This window comes from Pseudomonas sp. B2021 (genome assembly GCF_018135665.1).
In the GTDB taxonomy this organism is placed as follows: Bacteria; Pseudomonadota; Gammaproteobacteria; order Pseudomonadales; family Pseudomonadaceae; genus Aquipseudomonas; species Aquipseudomonas lactis.
Genome location: NZ_SMOF01000001.1, coordinates 4,042,513 through 4,067,093, shown reverse-complemented (window position 1 = coordinate 4,067,093; position 24,581 = coordinate 4,042,513). Strand labels below are relative to the sequence as shown.

18 protein-coding genes are annotated in these 24,581 nt (G+C 61.3%); 7 read left to right on the top strand and 11 right to left on the bottom strand.

Features of this window, described 5'->3' with window-relative positions:
• The first annotated feature begins 506 nt into the window (after positions 1-506).
• Genes E1K68_RS18065 through E1K68_RS18040 form a run of 6 tightly spaced genes read left to right on the top strand, consistent with a single transcriptional unit; the run spans position 507 to position 7,629 of the window.
• Positions 507-2,900: a TonB-dependent receptor gene (locus tag E1K68_RS18065; protein WP_169856088.1), complete on the top strand. Its 2,394-nt coding sequence runs from the start codon at positions 507-509 to the stop codon at positions 2,898-2,900.
• Positions 2,901-2,919: 19 nt separating this feature from the next.
• Positions 2,920-3,891, top strand: coding sequence for an amino acid ABC transporter permease (locus E1K68_RS18060; protein ID WP_003192460.1), 972 nt, complete (start codon positions 2,920-2,922; stop codon positions 3,889-3,891).
• Positions 3,884-4,657: an amino acid ABC transporter ATP-binding protein gene (locus E1K68_RS18055; protein WP_137204309.1), complete on the top strand. Its 774-nt coding sequence runs from the start codon at positions 3,884-3,886 to the stop codon at positions 4,655-4,657. Before E1K68_RS18060 ends, E1K68_RS18055 begins: the two co-directional genes overlap by 8 nt.
• Positions 4,658-4,675: 18 nt before the next feature.
• Positions 4,676-5,599, top strand: coding sequence for an ABC transporter substrate-binding protein (locus E1K68_RS18050; protein WP_003192458.1), 924 nt, complete (start codon positions 4,676-4,678; stop codon positions 5,597-5,599).
• A 12-nt stretch (positions 5,600-5,611) separates the two neighbouring features.
• The gene (locus E1K68_RS18045; RefSeq protein ID WP_212614499.1) at positions 5,612-7,195 is read left to right on the top strand and encodes an FAD-dependent oxidoreductase; all 1,584 of its coding nucleotides are present in this window, start codon (positions 5,612-5,614) and stop codon (positions 7,193-7,195) included.
• A gap of 11 nt (positions 7,196-7,206) precedes the next feature.
• Positions 7,207-7,629 (top strand): RidA family protein, encoded by a 423-nt coding sequence (locus tag E1K68_RS18040; RefSeq protein WP_034134238.1) that lies wholly within the window; start codon positions 7,207-7,209, stop codon positions 7,627-7,629.
• A gap of 42 nt (positions 7,630-7,671) precedes the next feature.
• On the opposite strand, the gene E1K68_RS18035 is transcribed toward E1K68_RS18040, so the two are convergent.
• The 10 genes from E1K68_RS18035 to E1K68_RS17990 all read right to left on the bottom strand — a co-directional run bounded on the left by E1K68_RS18035 (position 7,672) and on the right by E1K68_RS17990 (position 22,421).
• Positions 7,672-8,508: an HAD family acid phosphatase gene (locus tag E1K68_RS18035; RefSeq protein ID WP_212614498.1), complete on the bottom strand. Its 837-nt coding sequence runs from the start codon at positions 8,506-8,508 to the stop codon at positions 7,672-7,674.
• A gap of 59 nt (positions 8,509-8,567) precedes the next feature.
• A complete protein-coding gene (locus tag E1K68_RS18030) occupies positions 8,568-11,078 on the bottom strand; it encodes a fimbria/pilus outer membrane usher protein (RefSeq protein WP_003192449.1) in 2,511 nt (836 codons plus the stop codon).
• Positions 11,079-11,163: 85 nt separating this feature from the next.
• Positions 11,164-11,904, bottom strand: a complete 741-nt coding sequence (locus E1K68_RS18025) for a molecular chaperone (protein WP_003192448.1) — start codon at positions 11,902-11,904, stop codon at positions 11,164-11,166.
• 75 nt (positions 11,905-11,979) lie between these two features.
• A complete protein-coding gene (locus tag E1K68_RS18020; protein ID WP_003192447.1) occupies positions 11,980-12,582 on the bottom strand; it encodes a fimbrial protein in 603 nt (200 codons plus the stop codon).
• Between the two features lie 197 nt (positions 12,583-12,779).
• Positions 12,780-13,427: a response regulator gene (locus tag E1K68_RS18015; RefSeq protein WP_003192445.1), complete on the bottom strand. Its 648-nt coding sequence runs from the start codon at positions 13,425-13,427 to the stop codon at positions 12,780-12,782.
• Between the two features lie 23 nt (positions 13,428-13,450).
• Positions 13,451-16,624, bottom strand: coding sequence for a hybrid sensor histidine kinase/response regulator (locus E1K68_RS18010; protein ID WP_212614497.1), 3,174 nt, complete (start codon positions 16,622-16,624; stop codon positions 13,451-13,453).
• Positions 16,625-16,694: 70 nt separating this feature from the next.
• Positions 16,695-17,888 (bottom strand): EAL domain-containing protein, encoded by a 1,194-nt coding sequence (locus E1K68_RS18005; RefSeq protein WP_003192443.1) that lies wholly within the window; start codon positions 17,886-17,888, stop codon positions 16,695-16,697.
• Entirely contained in the window at positions 17,875-20,673 is a 2,799-nt protein-coding gene (locus E1K68_RS18000; protein WP_137204313.1) for an ATP-binding protein, read from the bottom strand. Before E1K68_RS18000 ends, E1K68_RS18005 begins: the two co-directional genes overlap by 14 nt.
• A gap of 57 nt (positions 20,674-20,730) precedes the next feature.
• A complete protein-coding gene (locus tag E1K68_RS17995; RefSeq protein WP_003192439.1) occupies positions 20,731-21,714 on the bottom strand; it encodes a fimbrial protein in 984 nt (327 codons plus the stop codon).
• A 23-nt stretch (positions 21,715-21,737) separates the two neighbouring features.
• Positions 21,738-22,421 carry a molecular chaperone gene (locus tag E1K68_RS17990; protein ID WP_244641613.1) on the bottom strand — a complete coding sequence of 228 codons (684 nt, stop codon included), beginning with the start codon at positions 22,419-22,421 and terminating at the stop codon, positions 21,738-21,740.
• A gap of 204 nt (positions 22,422-22,625) precedes the next feature.
• Here E1K68_RS17990 and E1K68_RS17985 point away from each other — a divergent pair, with 204 nt between their 5' ends.
• Positions 22,626-23,147 (top strand): chemotaxis protein CheY, encoded by a 522-nt coding sequence (locus tag E1K68_RS17985; RefSeq protein WP_212614496.1) that lies wholly within the window; start codon positions 22,626-22,628, stop codon positions 23,145-23,147.
• Between the two features lie 15 nt (positions 23,148-23,162).
• On the opposite strand, the gene E1K68_RS17980 is transcribed toward E1K68_RS17985, so the two are convergent.
• Positions 23,163-24,368, bottom strand: coding sequence for a DUF1835 domain-containing protein (locus tag E1K68_RS17980; RefSeq protein WP_057711163.1), 1,206 nt, complete (start codon positions 24,366-24,368; stop codon positions 23,163-23,165).
• Positions 24,369-24,581: the final 213 nt, after the last annotated feature.

The following is a 24,581-nucleotide window of genomic DNA, read 5'->3' as shown; positions in this document are numbered from 1 at the left end:
TCAAAAGCAGATCAAGATCAAGAGCGGCTCGCTTCGCATCGTGGTTACCGTCGGTAGTTACCGTTGCGATGGGGGCGTGTCGGTAAATGCATTTTGGCTGGCTCACTGTCATCGGGAGCACGCCCCTCCCACATTTTGAGCGTTCTGCACGCTTAGATTAAAAATCATTTTTATGAATAATTATTTTTACAAATAATGAAAGTAGAGAATATTAGCTTATGCCCAAATAGCATTATATTTTTAAAATCCATTCCGTTATGTTTGATCCCAACAGCCTACCCCTGACCTCGGATGGTACCCAGCGTGATTCAGATTCTGCGCGCCTGACCGGGTAATCCTCCCGCCGCCGCAGAGTCGTTGGACGGGAGCTCAACGTATGTTGCCACTTCAACCCCCTCGCTTGCCCCACACCTAGCCCAAGCCGCATCGCCCCTTTGATTACCGGCCACACCGCGCCAGGCGCGTGTCTGCCCGACTTTGCGATTTGGAAAAAGCTGGGAATGGATATGAAGCACATTCTGCAACCTACTGCTGCCCTGACCCTGTCGCTGTTCGCCGCAGCTTCGCAGGCCCAGGAAGACAGCACTTTGTCTACGGTCGTTGTGACCGGCAACCGTGGCGCCGAGCAGCGCACGGTTACTAGCAGCCCGGTGCCGATTGACGTGGTCAGCGCCCAGCAATTGCAAAACACCGGCAAGCCCGGGTTGATGGAGGCGTTGAGCGCGGTGATTCCGTCGCTGACCCTGCCGGAAAAAACCGGTTGGGACGCCAGCGGCATTGCCCGGGCACCGAACCTGCGGGGCTTGAGCGCCGCCGAAGTGTTGGTGCTGGTCAACGGCAAGCGCCGCCACACCAGCGCTACCCTGAATATCAACGGCATCAACACCGGCGCGGCGCCGGCTGATCTGGACCTGATCCCCATCAGCGCCATCGACCATGTCGAAGTGCTGCGCGATGGGGCGGCTGCCCAATACGGGTCTGACGCCATCGCAGGGGTGATCAACGTGATCCTCAAGGCCGACACCCGCGGTACCTCGGTGACCAACGCCGGCCTTGGCTACGACGGCAAGAAACAGACCGTGCAGCAAAGCCTCAACAAGGGCTTCGAAATCGGCAATGGCGGCATCGTGCAACTGGCCCTGGATGCGCGCAGCCAGAACGATGACAACAAGGCCAGCGCCAACGGCTACACCTATGAGCAAGCCTATGGCCTGGCGGGCAAGTCCACCTATGGCGGCTACGGCACGCCCAAGACCAACCTGCTGACCCTGGGCTATAACGCCGAGTTGCCGATCGACGACAGCCTCAGCCTCTACTCCTTTACCACCTACTCGCGACGCAAGGCCGAGCAGGGGCAGAACTTCCGCTTGCCGACCATCACCAACACCATCACCACCGGGCCCAATGGTTACCCGGCCGGGTACACTCCGACCTGGTACATCGACGAGGACGACTTCCAGGCGGCGTTCGGTGGCAAGGGCACTGTGGGCGAGTGGGACTGGGACTTGTCTACCACCTACGGGCGCAACGAAGCGGAGCAGGGCACCACCCACAACCAGAACCCTTCCCTGGGCCAAGCCACGCCGAACAGCTTCACCTCCGGCACCTGGATTTCCACCGAGCTGACCACCAACTTGGACTTCAAGCGTGGCTTCGACATCGGTCTGCAAAAGCCCTTGGACCTGTCCTACGGCTTCGAGCATCGGCGCGACACCTACGAGGTGCAAGCCGGCGATTACGCGTCCTATGCCAATGGCGGTTACTGCGTGGCGCCGGGTAACTGCGCTTCGTCCGGGGCGCAGGTCACCAATGGTATTTCACCGGACGAAGAAAGCAGCGCCTCGCGCAACAGCCTGGCCGGTTATGTGGACGTGGGTTTCAACCCCTTGCCTAACTGGTACGTCGGCACGGCGGTGCGTTATGAGCATTACAACGAGGGCGTGGGCGCTACCCGCAGCGGCAAGCTGACCACCCGCTACGACTTCACCCCGCAGTTCGCGGTGCGCGCCACGGTGAGCAATGGCTTTCGGGCGCCGTCCCTGGCCAACAGCCTGTTCAGTGCGCGCTCCACCACCTATGGCGTCGTCGATGGGGTGTATCAGTCGATCAACTATGGCGTGCTCCCCGTGGGTTCGGCGGCGGCCCAGGCACTAGGCGCGCAGGAGCTCAAGCCCGAGCGTTCTACCAACTTCAGCCTCGGTTTCACGCTCACACCCACCGACCGCCTGAGCTTCACCGCCGATGCCTACGTGATCAACCTGCGTGACCGCATCACCCTAACCGGCACCTTACTGGGCCCTGAGGTCACCCAGGTATTGCAGAACAACGGTATCAACTCCACCTCTGGCGGCCAGTACTTTATCAACGGAGCCGACACTCGCACCAAAGGCCTGGACCTGGTCAGCAGCTATAACCAGGACCTGGGCGCGTTCGGCGCGCTGAAGTGGACCGCCGCGTTCAACTGGAACCAGACCAAAATCCTCAACTACAAGGAATCTACCGACATCCTCGGCACCTCCTACGACCTGATGGACCGCCAGGCGCGCAACCTGATCACCGGCGTGCAACCCAACACCAAGCTGATCCTGGGCGGTGACTGGCGCATCGAGCGCTTCAATCTCAACCTGGCCCTGACCCGCTACGGCTCGTACAAGGAAGTGAACTCATCGGCCAATCGTGATCTGGACCGGGTCTACAACGCCCGCTGGATCACCGACCTCGACCTTGGCTACAGCCTCACCAAAGACCTGAACATCGCCATCGGCGCCAAGAATCTGTTCGACCTCTATCCCAAGAAACAAGGGGTGCCGAGCAGCACCATGGTTGCCAGCTACGGCACCTATTCGCCCTACGGTTTTACCGGCGGGTATTACTACACCCGGCTGACTTACGCCTTCTGAGGCCTGCGAGGAAAAGAACATGCCCATTGTTGCCAAACCCTACGACCTGCTGGATGAAGTCAGCGCCCAACCGCTGCGCCAGCGCCGTGCGGCCACGCCCATCAAGGCGTTGCGCGTGGTGCCGGCCCGACACCCCTGGCGCTGGGCCGGGTCGATTTTCGCCGCGCTGGTGTTGCTCGCCATCGTGCACTCCCTGGCCAGCAACCCGCGTTGGGAATGGGGGGTGTTCGGCCAGTGGTTCTTCTCGCCCTCGGTGCTGCGCGGCTTGGGCCAGACGTTGCTGCTGACGCTGCTGAGCACAGTGTTCAGCATCCTGCTGGGCACCGCGCTGGCCCTGGCGCGGCTGTCGGGTTCGCCGTTGCTGGCGGCGTTGGCCTGGGGCTATATCTGGTTCTTCCGCTCGATGCCGGCCCTGCTGGTGCTGATCATCCTCTACAACTTTGCCTACCTGTACGACCACATCGTGCTAGGCGTGCCGTTCACCGACCTGGTGTTCGCCGAGTGGTCGACCGTGGATGTGCTCAGCCAATTTACCGTGGCCGTCCTGGGCTTGAGCCTGATGCAGGCGGCCTACGCGGCGGAGATCATTCGCGGTGGGCTGATCGGTGTAGATGCCGGCCAGCATGAAGCGGCGGCGGCCTTGGGGTTGCCGGCCTCTCGACGCATCTTCCGGATCATTTTGCCCCAGGCGCTGCGCTCGATCTTGCCGTCGGGGTTCAACGAAATCATCGGCCTGGTCAAGGGCACCTCGATTGTCTACGTGCTGGCCTTGCCCGAGCTGTTCTACACCGTGCAGGTCATCTACAACCGCACCCAGGCGGTGATCCCGTTGCTCATCGTCGCCACGGTCTGGTACCTGATCATCACCACCGCGCTCACCAGCGCCCAGTACTACGTCGAGCGCCACTTCGCCCGGGGCACCGCGCGGGTGCTGCCACCCACGCCGCTGCAGCGCGTGCGCCGCTGGTTCAAGGAGAAGGCCCATGCCTGAAGCACGCGCCGGGCGCATTCAAATCCAGGGCGTGGGCAAGCGCTTTGGCAACCAGCAGGTACTCGATCACATCGACCTGAGCATTGACCCTGGCAAGGTCACGGTGATCCTCGGGCCGTCCGGCTCGGGCAAGTCCACCTTGCTGCGCACCATCAACCACTTGGAGAAGATCGACAGCGGGCATATCACCATCGACGGTGAATACGTCGGTTATCGGCGCAAAGGCGACCTGCTGTTTGAACTCACCGAACGCGAGATCCTCAAGCGCCGCATCGACGTGGGCTTCGTGTTCCAGAACTTCAACCTGTTTCCCCACCTCACCGCCTGGGAAAACATCGCCGAAGCGCCCCTGGCGCACAAGCGCTGGGGCCGGGTGGAGGCCCGTGACAAGGCCGATGAATTACTCGCCAAGGTCGGCCTGGCGGATAAGGCCGACGCCTACCCGCGCCAGCTCTCCGGCGGCCAACAGCAACGCGTCGCCATCGCCCGGGCCTTGGCGCTCGACCCCAAAGTGCTGCTGTTCGACGAGCCCACCTCAGCCCTCGACCCGGAACTGGTGGGCGAGGTGCTGGACGTGATCAAGGGCTTGACCCAACTGGGCGTGACCCTGGTGATCGTCACCCATGAGATCGGCTTTGCCCGCGAAGTGGCCGACCACGTGGTGTTCCTCTGCGACGGTCAACTGATCGAAGAAGGCCCGCCTGAACAGATTTTTCGCCAACCCCGACATCCCCGCACCCAGGCCTTTCTCGGCAAAGTGCTTTAGTTCAAGGAGTGACTGCCCATGTTTATCACTACTGCCCGTGTCGCCCTGTTGGCAATTGCCGGGGCCACGGCCCACAGCGCATTCGCCGTGCAACCGGTGGACCTCAGCCCCGACCGCCCGCGCATCCATGCGCCACGCAATGACGCGGCCATCGCGCAGATCCCGCCAGGCTTCAAGTTCGCCCAGCCGGGCAAGTTCACCGTGGCCGTGTCAGGCGTAGCCGGGCCACCGCTGGCACTGCTGGCCAGTGACGACAAGACCACCATCGGCAGCGAGGCCGACACCGCCCAATTGGTGGCCGACAGCCTTGGCCTGCAACTCAACGTGGTGCAAACCAGTTGGGAAGACTGGCCCCTGGGCGTCAGCTCGGGCAAATACGACGCGGTGATCAGCAACGTCACCGTGACCGAGGCGCGCAAAAAGCGCTTCGACTTCGCCACTTACCGCCAGGATGTGCTCGGGTTTTACGTCAAGAGCACCAGCAAGATCAACGAGATCAAGCAGGCGGCGGACATTGCCGGGCTGAAGATCATTGTCGGCTCCGGCACCAACCAGGAAAAAGTCCTGCTGGCCTGGAACGAGGCAAATGAGAAAGCCGGCCTCAAACCTGCGTTGTTGCAGTACTTCGACGACCAGGCCGCCGCACAACTGGCGGTGCAGTCGGGGCGCAGTGACGCACTGTTCGGGCCGAACTCGGTGTACGCCTATTCGGCGGCGATCACCGGCGGCATCAAGCGCGTCGGCACCGTCAACGGTGGCTGGCCGTTGCAGGCGGATATCGCGGTGACCACGCGCAAGGACAACGGCCTGGTCAAACCGATTCACACTGCCCTGCAAGGTGCGATTGCCGGGGGGCAATATGCGCAGGTGCTGCAACGTTGGGGCCTGGATGTGGAACGGGTCGACCAGTCGCTGATCAACCCGCCTGGGCTGGCGGATTAAGGAGGCACAGACATGGGACTGACACGACGTGAAGCGCTGTCGAGTATCGCAGCGGTGGGCGGTGAGAAAGCGGTCAAGGATGCACTGGCAGTGTTGGGCCTGGGCCCATCGTCACACCGTCGACCGCAACCACTGAAACTCAAGGGCGGCCTGGGGCAGGGCACCCGTGTACTGGTGCTGGGCGCCGGGATTGCTGGGTTGGTCACTGCGCTGGAGTTGACGCGCGCGGGCTTCAGCGTGCAGGTGCTGGAGGCCCGCGAGCGCGTGGGTGGCCGCACCTGGACTCTGCGTAACGGCGACCGCGTGGACTATAAGGACGGTCGCTCGCAGACGGTGGGGTTTGACCCTGGCCAGTATTTCAACGCCGGGCCGGCGCGCATTCCCAGCCAGCACCGCACGATCCTCGACTATTGCAGTGAACTGGGCGTGCCGTTGGAAGTGCTGGTCAACAGCAGCCATGGCGCCCAGGTGCGACCGGACCTGAGCCAGGCAGCGTTTAGCGTCGGCCAGGCGCTCAACGATACCCGCGGGCATCTGTCGGGGTTGCTGGCCAAGGCGGTGCAACGCGACGCTCTCGATGATGTATTAAGTGGCGAAGAGCGCACACGTCTGCTCGGTTTTTTGCAGGTGTACGGTGACCTGTCCCAAGAGCTGGCTTTTGAAGGCACCCTACGCTCCGGGCACCTTGAATCTGCCGCCCACCCTGGCGCCTTGCCCGCCCGCCATATACCGCTGGGGTTGGACCGCTTGCTGCACCCGGAACTCTGGGGCGCTCTGTTACACACCGAATTCCCGGAATTCTCGGCCACCATGTTCCAGCCGGTGGGCGGCATGGACCGTATCACCGAGGCCTTCTACCGACGCGTGCAGGAGCAGGTGCAACTGGGCGCCCAGGTGCGGCAGATCCGCCAGCTGGAGGACGGCGTGGCGGTGACCTACCACGACCAGCACAGTGGCCGTGAACAGGTGGTGCGTGCCGACTTTCTGATCTCCACCGTGCCGCTGCCCCTGCTGGCCAAGCTCGATACGGACTTCAGCGCACCGGTCAAGGCGGCCCTGCTCAGCACTCGCAGCGACCAGGCGACCAAGGTGGCCTGGCAATCGCCGCGCTTTTGGGAGACCGACTACCGCACCTATGGCGGCCTGTCGTGGATCGAACACCCGGCGCGCCTGCTGTGGTACCCCAGCAACGACCTCAACACCCGCGAAGGCGTGCTGGTGGCCGGTTACGTGACGGGCGAGGGCGCCGACGTGTTTGGCGCCCAACCGCTCGATCAGCAGTACGCCGCCTCCCGACACGCCGTGGAGCTGTTGCATCCAGGTTATTCCAGGCATTTGCGTAATCCACTGGCGGTGTCCTGGGAGCAGATCCCCTTCAGCGAAGGCCCGTGGTTGCAACGCGAACATTTCCCAGCCCAGGCCCACGCCTTGCTTGAACAGCCCCATGGCCGCGTGTATTTCGCCGGCGACGGCCTGGTGCAAAGCGGCGTGGGCATCTGGCAGGAATCGGCAGCCAACTCGGCGCGCCATGTGGTCGCGCAACTGGCCGAGCGCATCACCCAACAACACCAACTCGCGGCGTTGGCCGCATCCTGAGGAGCCACACCATGAGCGACAGCATCCAACGCACCAGCGTCGGTGAATTCCCCATCTCGCAAACCGTCACCGTGCCGGCCTCAGCCAGCCTGGTATTTGTCAGCGGCACGCTGCCGGACCCCGCCGACCCGAGGGTGCCTGGGGTGTATGGCGACACCGAGGTGCAGAGCGTTTCAGTGTTCAACAAACTGCGCCAGATCCTGCGCCAACATGACTTGGACCTGGGCGACATCGTGCAGTTACGGGTGTTTCTGGTCGGCGCCGAAGAGACCGGTGGCAAGCTGGATTTTGCCGGGTTGCAGCGCGGCTATACCCAGTTCTTTGGCACACCCGAACAGCCAAACAAACCGGCGCGCACCGCATTGCAAGTAGTGGCGTTGCCGTTGCCGGGGGCGTTGGTGGAGGTGGAGGCAATTGCGGCCAGGGCGGTGTAAGTACGCTCCGCGTGGGAACGATCATCATGGCAGAGCTTCACCCTATTGCTGCAACAGCAATGCCCGCTGCTTGAGCCTGCGTTTCTGCGCAAACGGCAAGCTCTCATCATCCCCATACGGCGCGCTATACCAGTTGCCGTAGCTCGGGTTGGGCAGCAGGAACCAACGCTGGCCTAGCCAATTCACATAGGGTTCGACGGCCTTGCGTTGTGCATCCAGGGTGTTGTGTTCGGCTTGCACGAAATCTCCCAGCGAGTCACCGGCCATCAACAACACGCGGGCTTGGCTGGCGACCCACTGGCGACGGCAATTCTTGCCATAGCCTGCGCTTTCGCAGTGGCCGGTAGGCGTGCTGGCCGCCAGGATCTGTGCGTCGCTCTCTATCGGAAAGCCGCGCAAACGCAGGTTTTTGGCGGTGGCCGCGACCTGGCTGTGTTCACGGTTGGTGAGGTAATACACCTTGATCCCTTTTTGCCTGGCCGCTTGCAGGAACGCCACGGAACCCGGCAGCGCCTGAGCCTTGGCCTGCTCGACCCAGGTATTCCAGCGATCGTAGGAATAGACCTGATTGTTGATGATGTCGCGAGCGTTGAGCGGCACGTTGTCCAACAGGGTCTCGTCGATATCCACGATCACCGCCGGCGGCAGACCGGTCAGCTTGCGCGCAGGCAAAGGCAGTGCGTCCCAGTTGGGGTCGGCCAGCGCTATATCGAGTTGGCGGGTAGCGTTGGCGAAGAGCTGGCGGTAGATCAGCTCGTGTTCGATGGACGTCTGGGTCCAGAGCACTGCATCGAGTTGGTCGTTGGCCGGGGGTGTTTGCTGGCAGCCTGCCAGGGCGGTGGTCAACAGGCAGGCACTGGCAAGGAATAGGTTACGCATGGGCAAATCTCGCAGAGGGTAGGCGCGTGGCCAGCACAGTAGCGCAATCACCCGCACAATCAAGGCGTACACACCAGTGCCTGGCGCTCGTAGTTCAGCGCCTTGTTCTGCGGTGGCAATGTATAGGCGGCACGACAATGCTGCTCACCCCACTTGATGATCAGCGTGCCCTGATCCTCTTCCACCAGCGCCAGGGCATTACCATTGGGATCTGCAATCGCCAACTGCTTGCCATTGGCGTCTTCCAGTGAGGCACCAAACGACAGCGGTTGATGCTGTGCATCAAACAACTCAAACAACACCCGCCGTCCGGTAGTGCCACTGTAATGCGCCACCACGATGGCGCCACGGCGCGGCACCAGTTGCTGGGTGGCGTTGGTGATTTCCACGTCGCCACCCAGATCGCGAGTGTCCAGGCTGATCCAGTTGACCCGGTAGGGTTGCGCAGTGGGCACCACCGCATAGCCGTTGTAACCGGTTTCCACCCCGCTGTAGCTGCTGATCTTGGCCCCAGAGACGCCTGGTATTTCGGCCAGGGCGAAGGTCTCGCTGACCGTCTGCCCCAGGTTGACGCCACCCGCATGAGCCACCACGGAGCCTGCGAGGTTGAAGTTTTGTGAGTTGTAGCCCTGGCCCTGGCTGTAACCGAGGCTGACGTCTGCCACGGCGGTGCGACTGTTGATGTTCACCGAGCCTGAGTCGCCGCTGGTGTCACTGTGGCCGGCCTGCACCGAATAGAAAGTGTCGCTGGTGTCGGCCACGTAGCCATTGATGCCCGCTTGGGTGGTGGTGTCACCGCGTTGGTGGCTGGTGGTGACAAACGCCCGTGGCGCGCGGGCCTGACTGCCCAGCGGGAAAGACACCGACAGGTTCACCTGCGTGTCGCTGCTCGGCTCGCCCCAGGTAACGATCTGCTTGGTGCGCGTCACGCCAAGGTTGTAGCTCAGATCGCCCCAATTGCCGGTGTAGCCCGCGGAAAAGCTCTGGGAACCGCCGCGATTCCAGTAGCGTTGGTCGCTGGCGTTCACATACAGGCTGCCAAATTCGCTGTTGCGCCCGAGGCTCTGGTTGATGGTCAGGTCGGTGCGGGTTTTCGAGTGACCGGTGCGTACGCGCAGGTCTTCGCTGCTGTCTTCCACATGGTCGGTGAGGGTGCGATAGCCCTCGGTAGAGTAACGGTAGGCGGCCAGGGTGAAGTTGGTATCGGTGCCGGCAAAGGTCTTGGCGTACAAGGCGCGCACGCTGCTGCCCTGGGACGTACGCCCCTGAGCCTTGCTGGACGAGTGGGTGGTATCCAGGGAGAACGCACCGAAGGCAGTGTTCCTGCCGGCGCCGATCGACAGCGCGCTGTAGTCCTCACTGGCTTGCACACCGACAATCCCACTGAGGTTGCTGGTCAAGCCATAGGCCAGCGTACCGCTGAGAAAGCGCGGGGAGGCCAGGCCATCGGCATTGCTTTTGAACGTGCCCGCCGAGACGCTGTATTTCACCTGGCCTTCGCGCACCATGATCGGCAGGCTGGAGAACGCCTGCATCGTCACCCGCCGCGTACCGTCGGCTTCGATCACGGTGATTTGCAGGTCACCGTTGGAGCCGCTGGGGTAGATATCGTTGATCTCGAATGGCCCCGGCGCGACGTTGGCGGTATAGAGGATGTAGTCGTTCTGGCGGATTTCCACCGTCGCGTTGGTCTGCGCCACTCCACGGATTACGGGTGCATAGCCGCGCTCGCTGTCGGCGCGCATGCCATCATCCGAGGCGAGCTTGACCCCGCGATAGCGCACGCTGTCGAACAGGTCGGTGTCGGAGAAAATCTCACCGGCGCTGAACTGGCCCTTGATCGCGGTGACGTCATGCTGCAAGTAAGTACGGTTGCTGGTAAAGGTGTTCGAGCGATCGGTGCCGCCGCTCAGGTTCGACTCGTTGCGCAGGCGCCAGGCCCCCAGGTTGATGCCGTTGCGCAGGCCCAGGTTATTGGCGATGCGGGTCTTGTAGTCGCCGGCGGTGCGGCTGCTGTTGAGCTGGTAGTTGATGAAGGCGGCGGACACACCGTCGTCCCACAACTGTGGGTCGACATACCCGCGCAGGCCGCGCTGCATCGCTACCTGCGGAATACTCGCGAGCAGGCGCAGGCGGCTGCTGTCGTAGCGCACGCTGGCGTCTTCGATCATGTCGGCAAGGGCGTAGCAGTCCTGCGGCTGCTGCGGGTCAAGTTTGCCCTCGGCCTGCAATCGGTGCAGGTCGATACCCAGTTGCTTGAGCAGGTCGAGGGTCAGGCAGGCTTCGACGCGGCCGTTTTTAGGGTTGCGCTTGAAGTCGATATCACGCCGGCCCACCAGCACTTCGTTGCTGTACAAATCGACGCGGTAATTGCCCGGCAGCACGCTGTTGGCCGAGAGCAATTGCTGCAGGTCCACCGGCGACTGCGAGCCTTGCAGGAAGGTGGTGTTGAAGGTTTGCGCAGCGTCATCGGCCATGGCCAGGCTGGGCAAGCTGGCAGTAATCGCCAGCGACAGCGTCTTCAACTTCAGTACGCCACGTGCGGGCCTGTTGCTGGAAAGAAAAGACATGCGAAGACCTATGACATCCCTGATTGACGGACAGCCGGGCACGCAAACACGCACGCGAAGTGAGCCTGTGGGTTAGCGAAAGTGCTTAGGGGTTGAGGCGCGATTCAGTCGCATGCGCCGGTAGCGCAGTGCCGCTGGTCAGCGGCGCGCTGTAGTGATTCTGCGCGCCGTAGTCATTGATGCTGGAAAACGACAACTGCACCGGCCCACTGGCAACTGGAGCACTGAGCGCAAACTGTTTTTGCTCGCCGGGCGCAATCATGGTGGAGTCGCTGGCCAAGACCGCCTGCACTTTGATGTCGGCCATGGACACGTGGTACAACGTCGGGTTTTTCACCTGCAACAGGGTTTGGCTGCCGTGTTTGGCCAGCGTCCATTCAAGCTGCGCAGGGGCTTGCAGCGCGCTGCCGGTAAGACCGGCAGGGCGGTAGAAAATCTTGATGCGTTGGCGGATGGCCAACTGCAAGGTGTTCTCGGCCTCGCTGGCCTTGGGGATTTCCTGCACATTGAGCCACACCACCGACTCGCGGTCCGTGGGCATGCCGGTGCCTTCATACAGAATGCGCAGCAGTTGTTGTTCCTTGGCGAATACCCGTGCCAGTGGCGGGGTGACGGCAAACGGCGCGCGGCTGGCGCTGGCGTCGTTCATGTCGACCCAGGATTGAATCAATACATCCTGGTTACCATTACGCACGGTAATGTTGGCTTCCTTGTGGTCACCGTCAAACACGATACGGGTGGCATTCAATGAAATGCTGGCGGCGGCCTGGGTAGCCATGAGCAAGCCCAGCAGCCCCAGACATGCGGCGATAGAACGAGGCGGCATGACGGTTATCCGGTGTAGTCAGAAGACAATGGCGAGGCCGCAAGGCCTCGCGCGTTCGGTGCCCGGGGCGCCGAATTATTCGTATTGCAGGATGAACGGCAGGGTGGCGTCACCGCGACCGGCGGTCGACGAACCCGCCGCTGCGGTAGTGACGTAGGCGGCCGCGAAGCTCAGGGTGGCGTCGCCGCCTTCAGTGCCAGCACCGTGCATGGTGCTTTCAATACGTGCGGTGCTTGGCGAGCTGAGGTCAATCAGACCGCCCTTGCTGTCGAGCAGGGCAATACCGACGTTTTGTGCAGTGGCCGAACCCGGGTTCAGGGCCAGTACTTTTTTGCCGGTGACCAGGCCCGAACCGCCGTTGTTGGCGTCAAAGATCATGGCGACCTTGGTGCCCTGGTTGCAGTTGACGTTCAGGTTGAAGTCTTTGGCGGTCACACGACCTGCGGTTGGGTTTTCCGCGGTGCCCATGTCCTTGATCGAAACGTTGCCCATGTCCACCGAAATGGTGCGGTCGGAGTTGGCGCCGTCCACCGAGCACGCGTCGTTGTTGATCACGCCGGTGAAGGTGATTTTGCCGCTGCCGCCCAGGGTTGGCGTAGGAGCAGGATCCACGGCAAATGCACTGCCGGAAGCGGCGATAATGGCCGAGGCGATCACAGCCAGGGAAAACTTCTTCATGATGATGTCCGTAAGTGTTAGTTGAAAAGTTTGCTGTTGTTGAACTGCGAGCAAAGAGTAGGCGACGAGGCGGCGGGAGCGAATAAGACGATTCTTATAAGCGCTGGGGTGGGCAGGTTATTTGTGCTGTTGCAGCGGTGAAAGGCTTGAAAATAAAGGGCAAAGCCATTGTCCAGGAATGGCTTGCAAGTTATGCGTTAGTTGAAGATGTTACGTTCCAGGCAATAAGCAAGTAGGTCCTGGTCGCTGCTGACTTCAAGTTTGCGCATGGCCGATATCTTTTGTGCGCTGATGGTCTTTGAACTTCGGTTCTGGCGGCGCGCAATGTCACTCACGCTCATGCCGGAAATAAACAGGCGCAGGATCTCGAACTCTTTGGGCGACAAACTGGTAAAGCGCTCGTCAATTGCCGTGAGGGTCTCTATTACCGAGGTCTTTGGCGGCTCCAGGCTGCGATAGTCGCTGTCCTGGGCGATCGCCTTGAGTGCCAGTTGAATCTCGGTATGCAACTGGCTTTTCTGGATGATGCCGACCACGCCCAGCTCTTGCAGGCGGGTGAGGATCAGGTGGTTGGAGATCATGGTCAGGATCAGGATCTGTACCTGCGGGAAGTGTCGTTTCAGGTACTCCACCAGCTTCAGGCCATCGCCATAAGGCGAGTCGCCTGGCATGTTGTAGTCAGTAATCACGATGTCAGCGCCTTGATGCTGCAACAGCTCGATCAGGCCGGCCGAACACACGGCCTCGCCGACGACTTGAAAACGTATGTCACGCTCTACCAGTTCGCGAACGCCAAGCAACACGATCGGGTGATCGTCCGCGATTACCACGTTGAATTTTTTCATAAAGGGCCGTCCGTAGTGCCAGTTCAAGTGAGTGAAGAGTGCCCGGGCTGGAGAGTCTCCAGAACGGCCGACAGACGCTGCATCACAGTCTTCACCTTGAGCTCAAGCGTTGTGTCGAGGCTGCCGCGGTTAAGTGCGCTTTCCAGTTCGATGCAGGCCTGGGCCAGGCTGAGCGCCTGCACTGCGCCCAGGGCCCCAGCGATCGAGTGCAGCAATTGGCCGAGGCCGCGGGCATCACGCTGGACCAGTGCCACGCCGATGCGCTGCACATCCTGCTGCACGCTGCTGATGAACAGCGGGCGCATCTTGTCCGACAGTTGCACGCGGTCGTCGAATACCTGGGCGTCAGGCTCAACCGGCGACTTGATCTTGCACAGTTTGATCAACTGGTCGCGCAGGGTCTGCAGGCTCAAGGGCTTGACGATCCAGGCGTTCATGCCCACTGCCAGGCAACGTACGCCTTCCTCGCGCATTGCATTGGCGGTCACGCCGACAATCGGCAACTGTGGATCATGCTCACGCAAGGTCCTGGCCAGTTCATAGCCATTCATCAACGGCATATTCACGTCGGTCAGCACCAGGTCGAAGGCCTCCGGTTGCCATAACTGCAACGCCTGTTCACCGTTGGCAGCCAGGCTCACCGAGCAACCGAGCGCCTCCAGTTGCTCCTTGATGATCGCTTGGTTGACCGGGTTGTCCTCGGCCACCAGGATGCGCAGCTCCAGCCGCCCGGCGCTTTGTGGCCGGGTCGCCGTGGGTTGCTCGTGCCTGCCGTGCTGCGCCAGTGATACGGTGGCGGCGATGGTGCGTATGTCGTGCATATCCACCACCCAGCCTTGCGCCGTGTGCAGCGGCGGGCTGTGCGCACCGGGCAGGCAGAGCACACGTTGGCCGGCCCATGGCTTGGGGGGCTCGCCAGGTAACAGATCTACCAGTACCGCGTGGTGACTGTCTTTGTCCTGGGGGGGCGCGGCCCGGGCGGCGGTGATGCCCAAGCGGTTGAGCCAGTCACTCATTGCCTGCGCCAGTTCGCGTACCGGTGCCTGCACGTACACCGGCGTCGGGCTGGGTTCGATCAGCGGCAGGTTGGTCAGTGCGCCACAACACAGTGGCAAGCGCATTTTCAGGGTAAAGCTGCTGCCCAGTCCGGGCTCGCTGACCACGCGGATTTCGCCGTCCATCATCTGCGCCAGCCATCGGCAGATCGGCAGGCCCAGCCCGGTGCCGCCTTCGCTGGCGGTGTCCGGTGCCTGGTAGAACAGATCGAAGAGCTTGGCCTGCTGCGCCTCGGCAATGCCCACGCCGGAATCGGTGACTTGCCATTCCAGGTCGACATTATTGGCGTCGCTGCCCACCACCCTGGCACGAATCACCACGCACCCAAAGTCGGTGAACTTGATGGCGTTGCTCACCAGGTTATTGAGGACCTGGCGGATGCGCATCGGGTCGCCCATCAGGCAGTTCGGCAACTGCGGGTCGATGCAACTGTAAAGCTGCAACCCCTTGCGCCGGGCGAAGGCGGCGTAGGTGTGCAAGGTATCTTCGAGCATGTCCAGCGGACAGAAATCCACGGCTTCTATCGCCATTTGCCCGGACTCGATCTTCGAGACATCCAACACATCACTGATCAGTTGGAACAGTGTGGCGGACGAACGCTGGATGGTGTGCAGGTAGGTTTTCTGGTGCGGGTCGAGGTCGGTCAGGCCGAGCAATTCGAGGGTGCCGAGCACGCCATACAGCGGCGTGCGGATCTCATGGCTCATGGTTGCCAGGAACAGCGTCTTGGCCTCGCTGGCCGCATCGGCGGCATGACGTGCCTCTTCCAGGGCCTGGGCGTCTTCGATGTGCCGGGTGATATCGTTGAATGCATACAGGCGTACGTCTTGAGCCTGATAACGGGTCGACACAAAGCCGATCTGCAGGTGCCGGCCCTCGATCTCCAAGTGCGTCTCACCGCTCTCGGCGCCATCGTGCTTACCGGCCATGGCCTGCACCAGGCGTGAGGTGCCCGGCCATTGCTGGGCGCGCTGGTTTTCGATCAATACCTTGCCATCGCTGCGTCGCACCACGCATAACCCAGTAGGTGCGGTGTCGATGATCACGCGGCTGAACGCCACGCTTTCGGCGATGCGTTCGTGGGCCAGTTGTGCTGGGGTGATCACCTGGCGTCGATACCATCGGCTGCCAGCCCAACCCAGTGTAATCAGGCTGAACAGCAGCAACGCCATGGTGCTCAACGGCCACAATGCGGAGTGAAAGAAGTGCGAGTAGTTCAGGCCATAGACCGCGCTCCAGGGCTGGTCGCCGGCCTCGGTGACCTTGAATTCAAAGCCGTCGGCCGTGAAATGCACACCATCGCTGAGCTGCGCCTGGGTGGTTGGCCCAATCAACCGGTTGCCGTCAGGGCCAATCAGGGTAAAGCGATCAAACGCCGAGTGATTCAGCGCGCGCTGTACATCGTCGACCTGCGACACGTCGAGCAGGGTGCCGATCACAGCCTGGCCCTGGGCGTCGAGTGGCAGGCCGATGTAGGCCAGTAAATGCTCGGGTTCGGGGCCGGCCTGCCAATACACCCGATTCTGCTCCAGTGGCTGCGGCGCCTGTGCAAGGATTTGCTGCACGGCGTTGACCCGGGCCACCGGGTTGTCGGTATCCTCGGGGTTTTCCCGGTGCTGATAGCCCACGGACGGAATGGTGATGGCGTAGTCGGCCTGGCGATTGAGCACAAAGGTTTGCGGTGCCTCGTACGGCGACGAGGACCAGAAGGCGCTGTAGTAGCTTGTCAAGTGCGCACCCAGGGCAAAAATCGGCGGCCTGGCGGCGGTGCTGATCTGCTGTTCATCGAACTTGACGCTGAATGGCACCGAAAACGAATACTTCTGGCCTTCGTACAGTGTGCGGCGGTTGTCGACCATGCGGCTTTTAAGGCTGACCTGCACGTGGGTGGCGCGCAGCAGTTCGGCCTGGATGCCGGGGTGTGTCAGGCTCTTGAGGTAGGTTTGCTGTTCTGCGAGGTTTTCCATCAGCCGCGCAAAGTGAAAGCGCATTGCGCTGTAGCGAATTTCGACGCCTCGGTGCAGAGACCAGTAATTGGTCAGCATCAGCAGCAACGCGACTCCCATCAACACCATCAAGCCTTTGTTCAGACGCAATGAGCTGCGGGTAAAGGCTTCGAGAATCGCGTTATTGTGCTTCATCAGGGGTTTCCGCAGGCGCAGGATAAATCGGCACTGGATGGAGCTTACTCCTTATGATCGTGGCCGCCAGCTAGTGAGATGTCGCGGGGCCATCATTGTTCAGTAGTTGCTGAAATTGGTCCGAAGACACTGCGTGAGAGATCAGGAAACCCTGCACCTGATTGCAGTCGATTTTGCGCAGCAGCGCCAATTGCTGCGGGGTCTCCACGCCCTCGGCAACCACCGTCAGACCCAACTTGCGGCCCAGCGCGATAATGCTCGCCAATGCCTGGGCGATGCCTTCGTTGTCGTGGCTGCCCTGCACCAGTGCCTGGTCGATCTTCAGTTCGGTAAAGGGCGTGGACACCAGATTGAGGTAGGAGCTGTAGCCCTTGCCGAAATCATCCTGGGACAAACCGAACCCCTTGATCCGCAATCGGCAGGCGCCGGCGTAGAAATTGCTGATGTCCTGCGGCACCGAACATTCCATCAACTCGAAGCAGATCATTCCCGGGATACCATCGTGGTGCAGCACGAACTCCAGCAAACGGTCGGCCAGGTCATGGCTGTTGAGCAAGTGGGTCGGCAGGTTGATCGACACCGGAATTTCATAGCCGCGCTGGCGCCAGTGTTCTTGGGCGTGGATCGCTTGCTTGAGCACCAGCCACAACAGCCGCTCCTCCAGTTCGAACGCCTTGATTGCCGGCAGGAACGCGGCAGGCAGCATCACGCCTTGTTCGGGGTGCATCCAGCGCACCAGGGCTTCGGCGGCGACGATACGGCCGTTGGCCAGGGATTTTTTCGGCTGGAACCAGGCCTGGAACTGGCCGCTGCTCATGGCCTGCACCAGCGTGTGACGGTCGATGTCCATGTGCTCGGGCAGTTCGGGGGTAGGCGTGCGCACCCTGTTCCTGAGTTGGTTGACCAGGGTGCGTAAGGCTTCGGCGTTTACGGGCTTGGAAATCAGGCCAAGCACTTCCACATCGAGGTTTTTCGCCACCAGGCTGGCCGCCATCAGCATGCGCCTCGACGCCGCACTCATGATTGCCAGCGCCGGCTTGCAGCGCAGGCTGGCCAGGCACTGGATAAACTGCACGCCGTCCATGCCGGGCATCAGCAGGTCGGTCAGTACCAGGTCGAAGTCCCGCTGGCGCAGGCGCTCCAGCGCTTCTTTGCCATCCTCGGCGGTTTCGAGCAGGAAGTCTCCCAACTCGCTGAGCAAGTTCTGCAGGTAGATATGCTGCAGGGGATGGTCCTCGACAATCAGAATACTAAGGGGCTTCATGGGTGATCCGTGCATAAGGCGCCAGGGAGTTGAATAGAGCCCGCAACGCAAAGGGTTTGACCAGGCAATGGTTCATGCCGGCGGCCAGGCACAGGTCGGCCTCGCCGCGCATGGCGTTGGCGGTGGCCCCAATAATCGGCAACGTGCAGCCCTGGCGCCGCAGTTCACGCGCCAGTTCATAGCCGTTGATATGGGGCATGTTCACATCCGTCAACACCACGTCGAAGTTGCCGGCGGTGTGGAGCTGCAACGCTTGCTGACCGTCGGCCGCCAGCTCCACGGTGCAGCCGAGTTCTTCCAGTTGATCACGCAAAATCAGCTGGTTGATGATGTTGTCCTCGGCCACCAGCAGGTGCAGGTTGAGTTTGTTCAGATCCCGCCGGTGCGTTTGCTCATCGGCACGGGCCACCCATAGCCCTTGCGCCTGGCTCACGGCCTGATGAATAGCCCCCAGGTGGTTGAGGTTGACGTGCCAGGCGCCGGCGTCGGCTTCTACGCCGGGGCAGGCGTTGCTGCTCACGTGAATCACCGGCCCGGGCCACTCGGGCACCAGCAACGGGTCGACGCTGCCGGGGTGCACTTGCAACAGCAGATGCGTGTCCGCCAGCGTCGGCAAGCCGGCCTGGGCCCTTGCGCCCCAGCGGCGCAACCAGCCGGCGATCGCGTTTGCCAGTTCCGGGATCGGCGAGGCCACGTAAATGGTCTCAGCCAGCAACGGTGTCATCGGTGGAACAGATGCTTCTTCCAACGGTAGGATCAGGCTGAAACTGCTGCCCAGGCCGAGTTCGCTGACCATGCGGATATTGCCGTTCATCAACTCCGTCAGGCGCTGGCAGATAGGCAGGCCCAGGCCGGTGCCGGCGACCACATTGGTATTGCCTTCACTCTGGTAAAACGGCTCGAAGATCATCGCCTGGTCTTCCTGGGCGATACCTTTGCCGGTGTCCGAGACTTGCCACAACAGACTGGAGCGTTCCCCGTCGCGGCCCAGCACTTTGACCCGCATTACCACGCGACCATAGTCGGTAAATTTCACCGCGTTATTGAGCAGGTTATTGAGAATCTGGCGGATGCGCGTTACGTCGCCGATCAGGCGTTCCGGCAGCTTGGGATCGAAGCAGGCATACAGCTGCAGGCCCTTGGCGTGGGCGGCTGCGGCGTAGCCCTGGATGATTTCATGCACAAGGTCCAGCGGCGAGAACTCGCCCATCTCCAGTGCCAACTGCCCGGCCTCGATCTTCGATACGTCCAGCACATCGCAGATCAGTTGCAGCAAGGTCGACGATGAGCCTTCGATCGCCTGCAGGTAGTCCTTTTGTTGTGCATCCAGTTGCGTGCGCGCCAGCAGTTCCAGGGTGCCGAGCACGCCATACAGCGGTGTACGGATTTCATGGCTCATGGTCGCCAGGAACAGGGTTTTTGCCGCGTTGGCTGCGTCCGCCGATTGCCGCGCCTCTTCCAGCGCCGCCTCGACCTGCTTGCGCGCACTGATGTCACTGAAGGCGCAAAACAGCACGTCTTCGCCTTTGTAGCGGGTCGGTGCACTGCTCAGGTACAGGTGACGGCCGTCGATGGTTTCAAAGTAGTCACTGCGCTCGGAAGGCCCGTTGGCAAAGGCTTGCTCGATCCAGCCGGCGCGCAGCGCCTCGCGCTCCGGCCCGTTACCCAGCCATTGCTGGGCCAGGGTGTTTTCCAGTACCACCTGGCCGTCGGTGCGGCGCAGCACGCAAAGGGCCACTGGCGCGGTCTGGATCACATCGCGGCCGAAGGCTTCGCTTTCGATCAACGCCTGGATGCGATGGATCGACGGAATGATGAAACGCTGATCGACGCGGCGCATCACCAGCCAGATCAGTGTCAGGCTGAACAGGCAGAACAGCAGCGAACCGAGCAGCTGTTTCCACAGGCCGGTGACCACCGCACGCAGGTCGATGGAGTACATCAACTGCCATTCAGAGGACTTCAGGTGTTTGCGAATCACCAGGTGGTCGGGCAGCCAGCCGCTGCCGACAAAACCGAAAAAACTGTCTTCGCCGGGCCTCAGGTGTTGCTGGCTCAACTGTGTATCGGTGCTGTTGGTGAACACCAGCATGCCCTGGGAATTGAGCATCATGAACTCACCGGCGCTCTGGTCGCTGAGTGTCGATGAGACTTCACGGCTATCCATCTCCAGGCCGAGCCAGCCGGAGTCGCGATCACGCTCGTCCAGGCGGATGAAGATATACAGGTGCGAGTGCTGTTCAGTCCTGTCGCTCAGCCAAAGTTCGTTAAGCGTGGCCGGGTCGGTGTGCTGCAGAGCCTTGAGGCGGTTGAGCATACATTTGGAAATCGGCAATACCTGCGCGGTGGCGTCGTAAAGGCGCATCACTTGCGGGTTGGGGCCGGCGTTGACATAGAGTAGGTTCAGCTGTGTGGCCTTGAGGTAGTCGCGCATGCGTGCGGTCAGCCAGATGCTCCACTGGTTGCCCGATGTGTCGCCCAATTCCAGGTGTTGTTCTTCGGCCGAGGACGGATAGACCCTGGACTGCTTGCGCACTGCCGACAGGCTCAGGCTTTCGAGCAGGGCTTGGCGGTTGGTGAAAAAGGTATGGGCTTCGGCAATGGCGCTGCTCATGTAGCCGCGGCGCTGGGAGATGTCGTTGTTGAAGGTCGACAGCAAAAAGGTATAGACCCCGCTGAGGATGCCTACCAGCAGCACGCTCGCAAAAATACGAAGCAGCCTTCTGGCTGCTTCGGGTCGGGAGAGGACGGGGTTGATCTGGAGCAGATAACTTTTCAATCGCATCGGCAGACTTTACGTCTGGGCCTCTGCCGGTGGCATAAGACGATCCTTAAAAATCACCTACTTGTAGTACATATCCACCACTACGGCAGCGTCGAACGCTCCGGGAATCGGTAGGGTGCGCCACTTGAGGTCGGCGCGGAATTCATCGTGGCTCTGGCCCAGGCCCATCAGCTCCTGCAGCGTGAACCAGTTATTGAAGGGCAGTTGCTGCTGGCTCTCGGCGCGAGACAGCGAGATGCCGACTGAGCTGTTGTTGTCCGGCACCAGCAGGCCATTGTTCACACTGCCGCCGCCCGGCGTGGTGGCGAAGCGTGCGCTGACGGTATAGGGCGTGTCGCAACCTTTGCGCAGGTTCAGGCTGAAGTTCGCGCTGCTGGCGACTTCACCGATCGAGGCCTTGCGCGAAGGTGTGGGGAAGTTGACCACGCTGGGGCTGATGGTCAGTTCGGGAGTGCAAGGCACGAAGCGGATATCGTTCATGCCAGTGACCACATAATTGAAGTTACTGTTGGGTCGTGAGTTGAGCCCGCGCACGCCGTCCAGTTGGAACACGCGGTAAGAGGTCAGGGTGCTGGCCTGGCCGCTCGGTGGCGTGGGGTCGTACTTCTCGATGAACACGCTGAAATTGAGGGTGAAGCGCGCCTTGTCCCAGCCCACGCAGTTGGACAAATTGCAGCCTCGGTCGGAGAAGAAACCGGTACCGACCTTACCGGTGCTTTGGGTAATCGGTTGGTTGTTATAGCGAATGCCCACGCGGATCCCGGTGCCGATACTCACGCTGGCCGGGTTGACATAGAAATACACTTCCTCACGGCCGTGGAGGTAGTCGTCCTTGCAGATGACATTGGTCGAGCGCGGGCCGGATTCCCAAATGATGGTGCCGTTGGGTGCGTCGGCGGCGACTGCCAGCGCCGTGCCCAGCGCTTCCTGGGTGATGATCGAGTTGGTGCCGTCCTCGCGGCAGGCCAGTGCGTGGCTGGTGGCGGGCAGGACCGCGCAGGCCCATATCAGTAGGGGTAAACAGCGTTTGGTCAGTGACATTGGTATAAATACCCCGTGATTTATCAGTTGAGCGCCGTGCTATGACGGGCTTGCAAACCGATATCGGTGATTTCGGTGAAGTGGAGAGTGGCGCCCTTGGGCACAGCGTCGAGCGCGGTCAGGGTTTTGCGTTCATGGGGCTTGAGCAGCAGGTAATCGCTGAGCGTCTGGCTGTCGATTCGCAGGTTGACCAGCGACAGGTGGAAGGCGCTGGGGTTGTTGACCGTCACCGTGCGCCCGTCGCTGCTCCATACCAATTGCTGCACCGCCTCGGCCGAGCCGCCCTGGAGTGCGGGGGGCCGATAGAACAGCTTGAGCCGCTGGCGGATCGCGAACTGCACGCTGTTGGGGTCTTCAGGCTTGAGCGGGATCTCCATGATATTGAGCCAGAACAGCGATTCCCGATCGCTGGGCAAGCCCTCACCGGCATACAGGATGCGCAGCTTGTGATGCTCCCCGGCGCCCAGTTGTACCAATGGCTCGGTGGCGGCAAAGGGCACGGTGCGGTCGGCTGATTCGTCCTCGCCGGTGATCCAGGTTTGCACCACCACTTCCCGCGAGGCCTGGTTGACCACGCTGATACCGGCGGCCTTGTCCTGGCCGAAATAGATCAGGCGGGTGCCTTCGATCTTCAGCGCCGCATCGGCAGGCGGGGGCGCAAGCACCAGCAACCCGCAGGCCAGCAGCACCATTCTGAGTAGAAACATGAACACGGTAATTCCATGGTCGGGTAAGGGAACGCAGCCCATGGTAGGTAGCGAGTGGCGCGAAGGCTTTGAGGCGATTCTTAAAAGTACGGTGTGCCCCGGATTGCCGTTTCAGAATCGCCTTAAAGTCAGGGTTCACCCCTGACGGTTACTTTGCTCAGCGTTGAATGATCGACGCGGATGCCCAACTGTCAGGTTTACCCTATGTCCAATAAAGCGTTACGCCTTCTGATTGCCGATGCAGAGCTTTTGCAACGGATCAAGATCGAGAAAATGCTCAACCAGCTGGGCTATCACCGCATCGCCCCGTTGAGTTCGTTCGACGAGTTGCAGGCACTGACACGCTCGGGCGTTGTGGCGTTTGACCTGCTGATCATCAACACTGCGCTGGTGCACTCGCGGCAGGTCAACCTGCTCAAGTACTGCCATGACAACCCGTTGATCCGCCACACGCTGATCTATGACGGGCAATGTGCGCAGCGCTCGGTAGTGTCGGTCTCGGTCAGCCAGACCCTGCACCTGTCGTTGTCACAGTCGCCAGACTTCACCTCTCTGCGTCGCTGCATGGAAATTGTCGATCCGGCACACAGTTCTTCGACCGCTGAGTGGCCCATGCTGCGCGCCGTGGACGGCCGAGCGCCCCAGCCTTCGATGAGCCCGCGGGCGGTCTACCAGGGCGACCCGACTGTGGTGGCATGTGCCGTGGGGTTGTTTCCCAAGCGCTGATCGTATCGCGCAGCATCAGTCACGCCAGACGGGCAGATCATCAAGGCCCAGTGCCCAATGAGGTTGCCGTGGCCGCAGGCACACACCACCGACCCAGCGCTCATGGCTGGCGTGCTCCAGCCAGCAGGCATTGCCGTCCAGTACCTGATGCGCCAGTGGCGTCAACGCCAATACGCGGCGCGGCCACTCCACGTCCGTTTCGGCCTCGATCAGCAGCGGCGCCGTCCCATCAATCAATGGGCGCAGCAGCGCGTGAAACATCCTATCGCCCAGGAAAGGCAGTGGCTCGCGCTTGGCCATCAACTCGGCAAACACCCGACCGAAAGGCACAGGCCCGGCCTCAGCGATATACCTCAGGGACAAACGTTCAGTCAGTGACAAACCGTCCTCGATACCCGGCAACTCCTGTAGCTGGCGCCGTAACGCCGGTGCCAGAAAAGGCAGGGCAGGGTGATTGCCATGGGCCAGTTCCGCGAGGTTGAGCGGTGAGCTGTCGCAGTAAGCCGACCAGACCCGTTTGGCCAACTGCACTGCGTCGTCGTCGATCAAGCGCCGCTGCGGCCAGAGCCAGGCCAGCACATCGGGGGCCAATTGGCCTATGCCGATAAATCGCTCGACTCCGGGAATTCGGTCTGCCTCAATCAGCTCCAGCTTGCGCGGCGCCTGCTCAAGGCCAGCCAGGGCGCGGACCAGGAACAATTGATCGTAGGCGTCCGCCTCGCACCACAGCACACTGGGATCGGCGTTGTTCAAGGCTTGTAGTTGGTTGTATTCATCGTTGATGCGATGCGCAACTTCAGTGGAGTCAATGGCAAAGGCCTGACTGATAAAGGTACTGCGCATCGCTCGGAACGCTTCGCTGGGTAGTTCACGCACTGGCCCCATGCACAGCGGGTCAGTGAGCATCCGGAACTGTCCCTTGAACCCGGCCAGTTGCAGGCTGTGGGCAATATCGTTGCCACAGCGCCAGTGGGTGGTGCGGGATTCATCGCTGGCATCGAAACCAGGGTGGCGGGCGGCAAAGTCGAGGGCGTCGACGTGGGCCTTGAGCTTGGGCCAACTGGCGAAGCCCAGCTGTTTGGCTACCTGCCATTGAGCCTGGGACAAGGTTGCGCTGGGGTCTAGGCTTTTCAGCTGCGACAACAGTTCCTTGGCGCGCTTGCGCTGCTGCTCAAGGTTGAGGCGGCCATTGGTAGTGGAGGCTAAAGGGCGTTGCGACATACGAGCTCCTTGCACAAACCTTTTCCGCTTCAAGGTTGGGAGTCGTAGAAATGGGTGGAGCTGGGATGTCTTGGGCGCAGCCCTTTCCGCGGAAGGTGGCGTAGAGAGCGCCAGGCGGAAATATAGGCAGCATTGCCATCGGGTGGCAACCCCAAAAATGTAGGAGCGAGCTTGCTCGCGAAAAACGTCAACGATAACGCGTGCTTCCTGAAT